This is a genomic window from Neorhizobium vignae, assembly GCF_000732195.1.
GTDB classification, from domain to species: Bacteria; Pseudomonadota; Alphaproteobacteria; order Rhizobiales; family Rhizobiaceae; genus Neorhizobium; species Neorhizobium vignae.
Map to the genome: position 1 here is coordinate 1 of NZ_JNNU01000016.1, position 12,883 is coordinate 12,883.

Below are 12,883 nucleotides of genomic sequence, written 5' to 3' on the forward strand. Positions count from 1 at the left end.
TTCGAAGGTCATCGGTTCAGCAGGTGTCTTGTCGCGACTTTTCTGCAGGGCTTCAACGTCGCTGTTGGAAAGCTCGGCGTCTCGGCCAATGGCCGTCAGCAAGGAACCGAGCTTAATACGTTCAGGAGGACGAACAGCGGCTTCTATAATGTCACGGATCTCGGCCTCTGTACTCCGGCCATGATGAGCCGCTCGCACCCGCAGAGCACGATGTGTTTCGTCAGAAAGGTTTCGAATGGTGGCAGCCTCCCCGGGGAAGCCGCTTCCTCTCAAAGCCATTGGCGGTCGTGCCATAGCCGATGCGATGGCCGGCATGCTTCCGGATGACCCTAGGCTTTCCGCAGCTGAGAGGGTCGCCGGAGCTGTCTTGTGGTCAATTCTCTTGTATAGCTGGTCGAGAAAGAGGCCGCCCCGGAAAGAATCAGGCATGTCGATTCAGCGCACGAGTTTTTACGTTCTTTTGGCGCTGGTGACGATTGCGTTCATCTGGCTGCTTATTCCCTATTACACCGCTGTCTTCTGGGCCGTTATCCTCGCGATCATTTTCTTTCCGGTTCACAAGCGACTGGAGCGTTTGTTAGGGGGTCGCCGCAGCATTGCCGCCCTGCTGACAGTGTTGATGTGCATCTGTCTCGTTATCGTGCCTGCGATGATCATTCTCGGTTCTCTTATCCAGGAAGGAACCAGCCTCTACCAGCGGATCAGCAGCAACGAAATCGACCTCAATGGATATCTCGTCCGGATCCAGAATGTCTTGCCCGCCTTCATCGACAACTGGCTGAACTCACTGAAGCTCGGCGGTTTTTCGGAATTGCGTGCGAACATCTCCTCAGGCATCGTGCAGGCAAGCCGATCGGTCGGCGGCAGCCTGCTGAGCCTTGGTCAGAACACGCTGCAATTCTTCATCAGCTTCGGCATCATGCTTTACCTGCTCTTCTTCTTGTTCAGGGATGGCGCTGACCTCAGCGGCAAGATCCGCCATGCAATCCCGCTCAGCGACGACTATACGCGGCAGTTTCTCGACAAGTTTTCCGCTGTCGTGCGCGCCACCGTCAAGGGGAACATCATCATCGCAATCATCCAAGGCACGATCGGCGGTGTGGCATTCTGGACTTTGGGCGTGGAGGCAGCCCTGCTGTGGGGCGTGACGATGACCTTCCTGTCGATGCTGCCTGCAATTGGAGCGGCGCTCGTATGGGCTCCGGCAGCCATCTGGCTGGTCCTCACGGGCGCCTGGCTGAAAGCAGCGATCCTGGTCCTGATTGGCATATTCGTGATCGGGCTGATCGACAATCTGCTGCGCCCGCCATTGGTGGGCAAGGGAACGCGACTGCCCGACTATGTCGTGCTGATCTCGACAGTCGGCGGCATCTCTCTGTTCGGCATCAACGGCTTTGTCATCGGCCCGTTGATTGCCGCCTTGTTCATCGCCGCATGGTCGCTGTTCGCTGAACAGCAGAATGCAGAGAGATCACAGCCCAAAGTATTGAATGAGAACTCACCGGCTACCCGCCACTCTAATGCAGGACGGGAGTGACGAATTGCAGGCGATGACGAGCGAGCCTGTCTGATGGATGCGGTGGCTCATCCACGCCAACGCCCAGAGAACCGGAAATACTCATGGCACATATCCGCATCCACCATCGTACGACCTATCGCTACCGCCATGCGGTGAATCTCAGACCTCACCGGCTGATGTTGAGGCCGCGGGAGGGCCGCGATCTCCGGCTGCTGTCGCATGAGGTCTCGGTAACGCCACAGGCCAAGGTCAGTTGGGCGACCGATGTATTCGGCAACGCCGTTGCCACTGCGGTTTTCAGCGAGATGGCTGACGTCCTGACCGTTGATAGCGTCGCCCTGGTCGACCTTACCGCCGCAGCATGGCCGGTCTTTGCGATTGCAGGCTCCGCCCTCACCTTCCCCTTCCGTTATTCGGATGAGGAATGGACGGATCTCGGCGCGCTGGCGGCTCGGCAGTATTCCGACCCGTCCCAGCAACTGCGGCGGTGGGCACAAGGGTTTGTCGCTGGAAATGCGACGGACACGCTTTCGCTATTGAAGGATATTAGCTCAGGCGTATCGTCATCGATCTCCTATCAAAGCCGTGAGGCGGAAGGCACACAGACGCCAACGCAAACGCTGGACCGCGGGTGGGGATCGTGCCGTGACTTCGCGGTGTTGTTTGTCGAAGCCGTTAGATCACTAGGTTTTGGAGCGCGTATCGTGTCCGGATACCTGTTCAATCCCGATCAGATATTGCTCGGTTCCCAGGATCAGGGCTCGACCCATGCTTGGGTAGAGGTATTCGTTCCAGGCGCCGGATGGATCACGTTGGATCCGACCAACCGCAGCATGGGCGGGGCCAATCTCATCCCTGTCGCCGTCACCCGCGATATCGCGCAATCCGTTCCCGTCGCCGGCAGTTTCGTCGGCGCGTCTGATGCATTCATATCGATGGACGTGGAGGTCGAGGTGTCGACTTGAACCTCGACATCTACGCTATCCGCTCAGCTACCGCGACCTTGAGCGGGGCTTCGAGGTCGTCCACAGCACGAGCAATCGCTGGGTTCTCGCCTAGGGACCGATGATCGAGAAGAGTGCTCAAGGACGAACCGCTCCTCTCGCCGGGGAAGATCGGAACCGATGGCGCGAACCCATCAATGATCACGACGGCCGTCAATGACGGCTTCCTGCATCCAGACCCGGTTCACTATGTTACCAAGCATCTCCAGCAAGGCATTGAGAGCGACCGTTTCGCGTGCAGAAAAACATGCCGAAAATCGGCGGATTCATATCCTTCAAAACCGCGCTTCGAACGATTGCTGGGTTCGAGCCATGCTCTGGATGAACCGCGAGAGAGCGCCACATTCCGGACATTGTGCGGAGTCAACGCTTTCGTGGATGGGAATTCATCGCTGCGACATCAAGGTGCTCATCAGTCGGACGTCCACCTCGACTTCCGGGCTCGTATGAATCAGTGAGCGGTCGATACCGGCGTCATTGAGTTGCTCTTCGCTGAGCGAGAGTAGGATTCTTTTCGTTCGTGCCCGCCGGAAGTGCCGGTAGGCCATCCTGAAGAAGAAGACTGCGCTGCCGGTCAATGACCCCACCAGTTTGCGAGTAAGGCTGTTCGTTTGTGGGGCGTTAAAGAGCGTGTTCGACATTGCAAATCTCCCGAGCAATCCTGGCAAATAGGCTGCCAATGGAGAACAGTGTCCCGCAACGGCGTTCATGCGCTGCGAGATGGACGTGAATGAGATGTGATGACGAGCGCGCTGGCCGTGAAAACTGCGTTAAATCGATAAGCGATCAGTGCTAAGCTGCTTCTTTTAAGGGGGGAGGCGCTCATGCTGATACGCCTGTTCGGAGGCCTGGATCTGTTGTCCTCTACGGGTGAAACGATCCATCCTCCGGCCCGCAAGGCATCACTGCTGCTGGCTGCTCTGGCTGTCCTTGGAGAGAAGGGAGCTCGTAGAGAGGCCCTGTGCGAGCTGTTCTGGCCCCACCGCGGAGAGCCCCAGGCCAGGGGCAGCCTTCGGCAGGCCCTGGCCGCAATCCGACAGGTTGTGGCCGAGGTGGGCGACGGCTCTGTGAGAATCGAGGGCGATACCGAAACCGTGAGGTTGGTCGCAGACTCCTTGAAAGTGGATGTTCAGCTGTTCGAGGGGCTCATTCGACGGCAAGATGCAGAGTATCTTGCTGCCGCGGCCGAGCTCTACCAGGGCGATCTCCTTGCAACTATGGCGCTTCCTGAGCCGCTTGATCAATGGTTTAGATCGCATCAGCAGGCCCTCAGGGACAAGGCCTTGGTGCTCTGCGAGCAGCTCAGCCAACTCGTCTCCAGGGAACAAGGAATGGCGGTTGGGGCCTGCGAAGGCTTGGCCCAACGGCTGCTCGCGACGGATCCGGCAGCCGAGGAGGCCCATCGTGCCTTGATCCGGTTGCACCAGCTTCAGGGACGGACGAATGCGGCACTACAGCAACTCGAGCGGTGCAAAGAGGCTTTGCTTCGTGACCTTGGCGTCGAACCCGAGGACCAGACCCGAGAACTGATCCCTTCGCAATCGCAGATGCGCCTGGCCGCCCCCCAGCCGCAGCCAGCAGACATCGCGCTCCCGGTGTGGGCGACCCGCCGCGACAAGGATCAACCTTCGATCGTGGTTATGCCGTTCGATAATCTCAGTGGAGAAGGCGACGAATATTTCGTGGACGGTGTCGTCGAAGAGATCACCGCGGCCCTGTCGCGGGTCCGGGACTTCTTCGTCATCGCGCGCCAGTCTGCGTTCACCTACAAAGGGCGTTTCATCGACGTGCAAGAGGTCGGCAGGGATCTTGGCGTCAACTATGTGGTCGAAGGAACCGTTCGCCGGGGTGGCGACAGGCTGCGCATTTCGGTGCAACTGGTCGACGCTATGACGCGGACCCAGCTGTGGTCCGAGCGCTTCGAGGGCGCGATCGAGGACATTTTCGAGTTCCAGGACAGGATCGCGGCGCAAGTGGCTGGCGCCATCCATCCGGCCATCCGCAGTGCCGAAATCGAATTGGCTAAGCGCAAACCGCCGACCAGTCTGCGGGCCTACGATCTCGTCATGCGCGCCTATCCGAATCTTTGGGGTCGTCGCAAGGATGCCAACAACCAGGCGATCGAGTTGCTGCAGAAAGCGATCGCCATCGATCCGTCCTATGGCCGCGCGCAAGCACTTTTGGCGTGGTGCCACGCCTCAAACGCCTCGTACCTTTGGACCGAGCAACCGGAACGCGAGTTGGATCAGGCGCGCGGGGCGGTTGAGGCTGCAGGCTCGATCAGCGATGATCCAGCCGCGTTGACTGCCGCCGGCGCGGCAATGAGCATGTGCGGCGACCAAGAGCGTGCCACGACCTTTATCGAAAAGGCGCTCACGCTTGATCCAAACAATGCCTGGGCTTGGGCACGCCACGGCTGGATTGCGCTCTACAAAGGCGACGACACTCGGGCGACGGAGCGGTTTCAGCGGGCGATGACACTGAGCCCCATGGATCCGCTTGCATTCAACATGAGATTGGGAATGGCCACCTCGTTGGCCAAGGCAGGCTCTTTTTCCCAGGCTATCGCGATCGCCCGTGAGGTCATTGCCGGCCACCCCGACATTATCATGTCATATCGATACCTCGCCGCCTGGTCGGCGATGAGCGGTGACCTGGAGACTGCCCGGTGGGCCGCGCAGAAGCTCGTCGCCGCCCAGCCAGACTTCACGATCAAGCAATATAGGTCGCTGCCTTTCTTTCGACACATGCCGGAATGGGCAGACAGGGTGGCCGAAGCTTTGAGGCTAACGGGATTGCCGGAACGCTGACCAATACACCATCGAAAGGTCCGATCTCGCCTGGGAAGGCGCTCTGGCCGGAACGGTAGGTCGAAAGCAGCTAAAGAAGCCGCCCTGCATGATTCAACTTTCTCGCTTGCGATGGCTAGCAGCTTCTCACCATCGGCTTTCAATTCGTCTTTCGGCCCAAAGTGGTATATCTTGGTTGCGTGAACCGCCCGGATCGAGCGGCGACGCGGGGATTGATCGATCGGCTGGAGGCCGCGAGTCATGTCTGAGTGTCAGAGGAAGTGCTTCAAGCGGTTGGGTCCGCAAGCCGCTATTCCTGGCGAATACGCGATGGCGCAAGGAAATCGAGGGCGGTGACGGTGCCATCAATCGCAGGATGCTAGAGCATGTCCTGCGATCGATGAATCGATTGTGAGGTGACGCGGCGAGCCTAAGCTTCCGCAAGGCTCCGATCTGCCACGCTTCTATTCGCTTGCTTCCTCTACGAAGGATGGCTTCGTTGAAATCTGCGTACGCAAGCAGGCCGGTGGTCTCTGCTCCGGTCTATTGACGGCGCTGGAGCCGGGTGAAACCATTTCTGCCTTCCTGCGCCCCAATCCGAGGTTCCGCCCCGTGCCAGGACGCAGACCAGTCATCCTCATTGGTGCTGGCAGCGGCATCGGACCGTTAGCCGGCTTTGCCCGCGCCAATAAGGCGTGCCGGCCCATGCATCTCTATTTCGGTACCCGCCATCCGGCCAGCGATGCACTTTATGCCGAGGAGCTTGCCAACTGGAAGGAGGGTGGACAGCTGACATCGGTCTCAAACGCATATTCACGGACGGCGACGCCGGCCTATGTGCAGGACATTCTGCGCAAGGATGCGAACAGGCTCGGCAAGCTCGTTGCGGACGGCGGCCAGATCCTCGTCTGCGGCGGACGGGAGATGGCCGCGGGCGTCGCCGCCGCTCTTGCCGATATTCTCGCGCCGCAGGGCATAGGTCTTGCCACTCTCAAAGCCGAGGGACGTTATGCCGAAGACGTTTACTGACATGACGCGCCATGCGATGAACGGAGCGACCATGGGCACGCGCTGGTCGGCCCTGTTCCACATGCCTGCGGATTTCGACGCCGAAGCCGCTCGCGCCGCTATGGCCGAAGCCATGGCCGAAGTGGACCGGCAAATGTCGACCTGGAAACCAGACAGCGATCTCAACCGCCTGAACGCGGCAAGGCCGGGCGAATGGATCGCGCTGCCGGCGCGGCTGCTCACCGTGCTGGAAGCCGGTCTTGCCATCGGCCGCGCCTCCGATGGCGCTTTCGATATCGGCATGGGTGATGCCGTCGCCGCTTGGGGTTTCGGCCCGCAGGAGGCGAACAAGGACCGGATCAAGGCCGCCCGCCTTATGAGCCGTGGCCCGGCCCATGAGGTCCTGGAACTCGACGAAGCCGCCGGACGGGCCCGGAAGCATGCAAACATGCGCTTCGACCTCAATGGTATCGCCAAGGGATATGGTGTCGACCGGCTGACGATGACTGCGGGCGAACAAGGTATCGAGGCCGGCCTCTTCGCCATCGACGGTGAGTTGCGAGCGCTCGGCATCCAGCCCGACGGTCGCGGCTGGACCGTCGCCATCGAAATGCCCGACTTCGAAATGCGTGGCCCGCACTCCATTCTCGAACTTCACGATATCGCCGTCGCCACGTCCGGTGACTACCGGCGCTGGGTCGATGTTGGCGGACACCGCCTCTCGCACACAATGGATCCCCGTCTGGGAATGCCGCTCAAGCATTCCCCGGCCTCGGCAACCGTTATGGGCCGCGATTGCATGAGCGCCGACGGGTGGGCAACGGCGATGATGGTTGTTGGCGAGGTGCGCGGTGTTTCGCTCGCAGAAAAGCTCGGGCTGTCCGTCCTCTTCCTCAAACACGGCCAGCTGAAAGGGACCGGGTGTGGTTTGTTTACTCGTTGACCAGGCGCCGGCAAAGGCACGCTACGCGTCACCGTGGGGAGCGGCAGCCATGTCGCTAACCTTTGCCATCGGCGCGCGCCGGAGTCACAGCCTGATCCGGGACCGAGCGAGGGCCAAAAACGGTGGTGACGGGATTTGACTGGCCGAGGAGTTAGGGGCCAAGGCCTCCAACCAAAGCCGCAGGCAAGCCACTTCATTGTCATGATAACCGAGAGCCTCTGAGCGCGAGCGTTGTGGCGCCGACTGTTGCAGCCTGACTGAACGGCGTCATCTCGCGAGCAAAACCGGTCGCTCGGGGTTTTCGATCATGGCCCACGTGACCCCGCCGAGGATGCGCTCACGCAGACGGGAATGACCGTATGCGCCCATCACGATCAGATCCGCCGCAACCTCGTCGCCAAACTCATTGATCGCCGCACCGACTTTTCGACCGCCGCTCTCCAACACGTGGACGCTGAACTTGACGCCCGACCGCATCAGGTAGGCTGATAGCTCAGGGGGTACAGCTTGATCATCAACCGTAACCACATAAACGTGACGGGCAGATTGCAGGAGGGGTAGACCTCCCTTAACAGCATGGGCGGCTTCGATGGAATTATTCCAAGCCAGTATGACTGAGGCAGATTCGATCGTGGGAGTTGCTCCATCGGGAACCAGAAGCACCGGAACGCCGGAATGGAAAAGGGCGCCGTCGAGCACCGCGTTTCTCAGCATGGGGTCAGTTATGAGATGAGGCCCGAGAATGACCAGGTCGGCGTAGCGCGCCTGTTCACCCACCGCGTTATCGACGTGGAGGAGGTCCGTATAGAGTTCCGTAACATCGTGGGCAATCGTTCTTCCACTTAACAAGTCTTCGACCACCGCGGCTCGTGCTCGAAGCTTCTTTTGATCGGTGTCCCGTTCTTTCTGCCAGGCCCTGGAGACACTTTCCGCCTGCACCCCGACCGGTGGAGGGAGAGCGACAGATGCGCAGATGCGGATCGGGCGAATTTCACCCCGGCATCGATGTCGGCATCACCTGCGTCGCTCCTCGTGACACATAGGACGGTTGTAAATGGCATCGCCAGTTCCTCGAGACATAGTAAGACAGATGTAGCGGGCCAAGGGCGCTTCACATTGACTTTCATCAAGGCCGGCTATTCGACATACAGGTCCGCACGATTACTCTCGGTATTCGTCTGCTCGGCTTGATGCCCGGTTGCTGAGCAGGCGGTTCAGGAATGGTGCTTCTCGCGGCATCACTTTACCATTGATCCTGGTCAAGCCCGACACTGACGCCACGGGCTAGCTTGTGCTGTGGCAATCACGGCCGGGTTTGAGTGGGACATGAAATGTTGGAATACCGGATGGCAGCCCGAAGGATCAACGCCGAAGGTAGCGTCGGAGTGCAAGACCGGCCGAGGATACGGGGTTCGAAATACGGCACGGTCTCAAACACCGTGTCCGAAGCGACGCACTTTGATGGTACCATCAAGAGGAAGGCATGAGCCGGTTGCATCATGAGAACCATCTCGTCTCCCGTATCGGTTGGCTGAGGGCGGCAGTCCTTGGTGCCAATGACGGTATCGTCTCGACGGCTAGCCTGATCGTCGGTGTCGCCTCGGCCTCTTCTGAAAGCTCCGAAATATTGGTCGCCGGCGTGGCGGGAATGGTGGCTGGCGCCATGTCGATGGCGGCCGGTGAATATGTGTCGGTCAGCTCTCAGTCAGACACCGAGCAGGCAGATCTTGCCCGCGAGACGCAAGAACTTGCGACTCAACCCGAAGCGGAACGCGAGGAGCTTGCCCGGTTTTATGTCAACCGCGGTGTCGAGATCGAACTGGCGGAGCGTGTTGCCGACCAGTTGATGAAAAACAATGCACTCGAGGCGCATGCGCGACACGAACTTGGCCTCTCGGAAATCACCACCGCCCGGCCTGTCGTCGCTGCTCTGACTTCGGCGCTCACTTTCGCTGTTGGAGCAATGATGCCCCTGGGCATGGTGTTGGTCGCACCATCGCATATCCTCGTAATGGCAGTCTCGATCGCTTCGCTTCTATTCCTCGCACTCCTCGGAGCGGTTGGAGCTAGAGCGGGCGGCGCCAACATTTTGAAAGCAACCGTCCGGGTCACCTTTTGGGGTGCTTTTGCAATGGCGTTGACCGCGGGAATCGGAGCGCTCTTCGGTTCCGCAGGATAAGGCGCCTGTCCTTATCCCGTCGCCTTGCCGTTAATTTCCGGTACTGGATCGCCTGTAAGCCATGACGCACGTATCACGACAGGAAAGCAGTCTGGGCTCTCTCAAACGGGGAGGAAAGAAAACCATGGTCTATCCGAACTCCGACCGTCTGAAGACTGCGTTATTAATCCTGGCTGCGTCAGGTCTCGCGCTCGGGCTGGTTCTTTATGATTTTGATAAGGCCGATGCGGCCAGACTCGCGTGGCAGGCGGGCGTCATCCCGGTTCTTGCCGCCCTAATCATCGAAATCCTGCACGGTCTCTGGTGCGGAGAAGTCGGACTGGACATCGTGGCGGCACTTTCAATGTCGGCGGCGTTGCTGTTCGGGGAAACACTCGCCGCATCCGTCGTTGCCGTCATGTATTCTGGTGGGACCTTTCTGGAGAGTTTTGCCGAGGGGCGTGCAAGGCGCGAAATGAGTGCACTCCTCTCGCGCGTGCCGAGATCCGCCACGCGTCACACGAAAGAAGGCCTCGAAGAGATCGGGTTGCAGGAAATCGAACCTGGCGATCTGCTGATGATCCCCCAGGGCGCCGTCGTGCCGGCAGACGGTGATATCGAAAGCCCGCGGGCGATCCTCGACAAGTCGGCGCTGACCGGTGAGTCCATGCCGGTACGACTGGAGCGTGGTCAGGAAGCAATGAGTGGGTCGACCAATGCCGGCGATGCCTTTGACCTGCGGGTCCGGCATCGTGTGGCAGACAGCACCTATGCCGGCATCGTGCGACTTGTCGAGGCAGCTCAGGCATCAAAGGCGCCGATGGCCCGGCTGGCCGACCGGTATTCCCTGCTGTTTCTGGTCGTCACCATCGCATTATCGACCGCGGCCTGGTGGCTCAGCGGCGATCCCATTCGCGCGGTGGCTGTTCTGGTCGTGGCAACACCATGCCCCCTGATACTTGCCGTTCCGGTGGCTTTGGTGGCCGGTCTGTCTCGAGCGGCACACTTCGGCGTCCTCATCAAAGGAGCAAAGCCGCTGGAGGCTCTGGCAGGGATCAGCACGTTGATCCTCGACAAGACCGGTACACTGACAGATGGACGACCGCAGATCGTTTCCATAGAATCCCACAACGGCATGTCAGAAGGCGAGGTCCTCTACTTCGCGGCGGCTCTGGAACAGGCGTCGAAACACCCGATGGCCCAAGCGATTGTCGCGGCAGCACACCGACAACGGATCGTGCTGCCTGTCCCGGAACATGTGAGCGAACAGGCCGGTGAAGGCCTTGCCGGAACAGTCGCCGGCCGCAAGGTCGCCGTAGGAGGTATCGCGTTCGTAAGTGCGAAGGTCGGCGTTAAGCCGGCAGGGAGCCTGGCCATGACGGCGGGGACCGTGGTCGTCGCCCTTGCGGTTGATAGCAGGATCGCTGGGTATCTCACCATGGCGGACGCGCTGCGATCCGGCACTGCCGAGCTCATCGCGGGTCTACGGCGGTTAGGCATCAGGCGCATCTTGCTGGCGACCGGTGACCGCCGGGCGGTCGCTGAGACGGTGACCAAAGGGTTGCATCTGGACGCAGTCCGCTCAGACCTCACACCGGACCAGAAGGTTCTGCTGGTATTGACCGAGCGCAAGAATGGGCCGGTCATGATGGTCGGCGACGGGGTAAACGATGCGCCAGCGCTTGCCGCCGCCGATATTGGGGTGGCTATGGGCGCCCGGGGAGCCGCCGCCTCCGCAGAGGCGGCGGATATCGTTCTTTTGGTCGACCACCTGGACCGCTTGCTCCCAGGCATTGAAATAGCAAAACGCTCGCGAGGTATCGCGCTGGAAAGCGTGATCGCCGGAATCGGAATGTCCATTTGCGGAATGATCGCAGCCGCACTTGGATATTTGACGCCCGTCCAGGGGGCTCTGCTCCAGGAACTGATCGACGTGGCTGTTATCCTGAATGCTCTTCGGGCACTCAGGATCAAGCCAACGTTCGATCAACGCTCCGATGCACCCGGTACCGGTCGACCCACCAGCATCACGTAGGTCTGCCTTTGCTCAGAGGCCTGAGTTGTTGCCTTTGGCCTAGAGCCCGTTGCGAGGTCAGCCCTCAGAGGTGCCAAATGACACCAGACCTACCGTCCCCATCAGCGTGCCGATCGTCGTTTCCCGTTCGGATGGCAGGCCTTCACGGTGCAGTCTAAGCCAACGAGGGTTCCGCGATTGCGCTGGGTCAATGAAACGGCCCTTGCCCGGTATAATCGTTGCGGCATTCATGCCTTCCACAACAAGGAGACGAACATGAAGCGAACGATGAAGGCCGCTGTCGTGCATCAATTCAGCAAGCCGCTTGCGATCGAGTGCGTCCCGGTGCCCGTACCGGGCCCAGGCGAAATCCTCGTCAAGGTGATGGCCTGCGGCGTCTGCCACACCGACCTTCACGCCGCCGATGGCGACTGGCCCGTCAAGCCCAGCCCGCCGTTCATTCCCGGACACGAGGCGGCCGGCATTGTGGTCGAGCTTGGCCCAGGAGTGACGGGATTGAAAGAAGGTGACGCCGTCGGCGTCGCCTGGCTACATGACGCATGTCTCGCTTGCGAATATTGCGAGACCGGCTGGGAGACGCTTTGCGAACACCAGCACAATACCGGCTATAGCTGCAACGGCGGATTTGCCGAATATGTCATCGCCTCCGCCGCCTTCGCCGCAAGACTGCCGCAGAATGTCGATTTCGCGGCGATCGCGCCAATCCTCTGCGCGGGCGTGACCACCTACAAGGGGCTGAAGGAGACCGAAGCGAAACCCGGCGAATGGGTGGCGATCTCCGGCATCGGGGGGCTCGGCCATGTCGCGATTCAGTATGCCAAGGCGATGGGTTTCCATGTGGTGGCGCTCGACGTCAGCCCGGAAAAGCTGGAGCTTGCCCGCAGCCTGGGCGCCGATCTCGCCGTGGATGCCCGCTCGCTGACCGCGGTCGAGGACACGCTGAAGGCAACCGGAGGCGGAGCGCACGGGGTGCTGGTCACCGCCGTCTCGCCGCCGGCTTTCTCCCAGGCGATCCGGATGGTAAGACGCAAGGGAACGGTGAGCCTGGTCGGCCTACCGCCCGGCGAGTTCCCGACGCCGATCTTCGACGTCGTACTCAAACGTATCACGCTGCGCGGCTCGATCGTCGGCACAAGGCGTGATCTCGATGAGGCGATCGCCTTTGCCTCCGAAGGCAAGGTCAAGGCGGAGATCCACAAGGCACCGCTCGAAGACATCAACGACATCTTCGCGCGCCTGAAGGACGGCAGGATCGATGGGCGCATGGTGCTGGATTTCTCATCTGCATCGTGATCATCATACACCACAGTTCGCGGATCGCGGCGTGTTCACATCGAGTTGCGTCAGGAGTGCCGGCCAGCCTTTTTTCGCCCCAGCCAGAGAGGGCCGTTCAGCCTCTCTGGCTCGATCTCGTGACCAAGGGCATT

General features: G+C 60.3%; 11 protein-coding genes and 1 pseudogene. 9 read left to right on the forward strand and 3 right to left on the reverse strand.

Annotated features, from left to right (window positions below):
* A partial coding sequence (locus GQ59_RS32895) for a FitA-like ribbon-helix-helix domain-containing protein (RefSeq protein WP_037086147.1) occupies nucleotides 1-279 on the reverse strand: 279 nt, incomplete at its 3' end.
* Nucleotides 280-427: 148 nt separating this feature from the next.
* On the opposite strand from GQ59_RS32895, the gene GQ59_RS23555 reads away from it, so the two are divergent.
* The 3 genes and pseudogenes from GQ59_RS23555 to GQ59_RS31395 form a co-directional block, all read left to right on the forward strand.
* A complete protein-coding gene (locus tag GQ59_RS23555; RefSeq protein ID WP_051904172.1) occupies nucleotides 428-1,537 on the forward strand; it encodes an AI-2E family transporter in 1,110 nt (369 codons plus the stop codon).
* An 83-nt stretch (nucleotides 1,538-1,620) separates the two neighbouring features.
* Nucleotides 1,621-2,484, forward strand: coding sequence for a transglutaminase family protein (locus GQ59_RS23560; protein ID WP_037085884.1), 864 nt, complete (start codon nucleotides 1,621-1,623; stop codon nucleotides 2,482-2,484).
* Nucleotides 2,485-2,491: 7 nt separating this feature from the next.
* Nucleotides 2,492-2,833, forward strand: a pseudogene (locus GQ59_RS31395) (DDE-type integrase/transposase/recombinase); the annotation flags it as partial.
* A 76-nt stretch (nucleotides 2,834-2,909) separates the two neighbouring features.
* Here the strand turns inward: GQ59_RS31395 and GQ59_RS23570 are convergent.
* Complete coding sequence (locus GQ59_RS23570) at nucleotides 2,910-3,164, reverse strand: YjiS-like domain-containing protein (protein WP_037085890.1); 255 nt, start codon at nucleotides 3,162-3,164, stop codon at nucleotides 2,910-2,912.
* 183 nt (nucleotides 3,165-3,347) lie between these two features.
* Here GQ59_RS23570 and GQ59_RS23575 point away from each other — a divergent pair, with 183 nt between their 5' ends.
* The 3 genes from GQ59_RS23575 (at nucleotide 3,348) to GQ59_RS23585 (ending at nucleotide 7,263) form a co-directional block, all read left to right on the forward strand.
* Nucleotides 3,348-5,333, forward strand: a complete 1,986-nt coding sequence (locus tag GQ59_RS23575; RefSeq protein ID WP_037085892.1) for a BTAD domain-containing putative transcriptional regulator — start codon at nucleotides 3,348-3,350, stop codon at nucleotides 5,331-5,333.
* 591 nt (nucleotides 5,334-5,924) lie between these two features.
* The gene (locus tag GQ59_RS31400) at nucleotides 5,925-6,341 is read left to right on the forward strand and encodes a ferredoxin reductase domain-containing protein (protein WP_244448039.1); all 417 of its coding nucleotides are present in this window, start codon (nucleotides 5,925-5,927) and stop codon (nucleotides 6,339-6,341) included.
* On the forward strand, nucleotides 6,322-7,263 hold the full coding sequence (locus GQ59_RS23585; protein ID WP_244448040.1) for an FAD:protein FMN transferase: 942 nt from the start codon (nucleotides 6,322-6,324) through the stop codon (nucleotides 7,261-7,263). The genes GQ59_RS31400 and GQ59_RS23585 overlap by 20 nt, the downstream gene beginning before the upstream one ends.
* A gap of 267 nt (nucleotides 7,264-7,530) precedes the next feature.
* Here the strand turns inward: GQ59_RS23585 and GQ59_RS23590 are convergent, their stop codons facing one another.
* Nucleotides 7,531-8,124, reverse strand: a complete 594-nt coding sequence (locus tag GQ59_RS23590) for a universal stress protein (RefSeq protein WP_051904174.1) — start codon at nucleotides 8,122-8,124, stop codon at nucleotides 7,531-7,533.
* A 622-nt stretch (nucleotides 8,125-8,746) separates the two neighbouring features.
* Between GQ59_RS23590 and GQ59_RS23595 the strand changes: the two genes are divergently transcribed.
* From GQ59_RS23595 to adhP, 3 genes are all read left to right on the forward strand, one after another.
* The gene (locus GQ59_RS23595) at nucleotides 8,747-9,442 is read left to right on the forward strand and encodes a VIT1/CCC1 transporter family protein (protein ID WP_037085898.1); all 696 of its coding nucleotides are present in this window, start codon (nucleotides 8,747-8,749) and stop codon (nucleotides 9,440-9,442) included.
* 124 nt (nucleotides 9,443-9,566) lie between these two features.
* Entirely contained in the window at nucleotides 9,567-11,456 is a 1,890-nt protein-coding gene (locus tag GQ59_RS23600; protein WP_037085901.1) for a heavy metal translocating P-type ATPase, read from the forward strand.
* 255 nt (nucleotides 11,457-11,711) lie between these two features.
* A complete protein-coding gene (gene adhP / locus GQ59_RS23605; protein WP_037085903.1) occupies nucleotides 11,712-12,749 on the forward strand; it encodes an alcohol dehydrogenase AdhP in 1,038 nt (345 codons plus the stop codon).
* Nucleotides 12,750-12,883 lie beyond the last annotated feature (134 nt).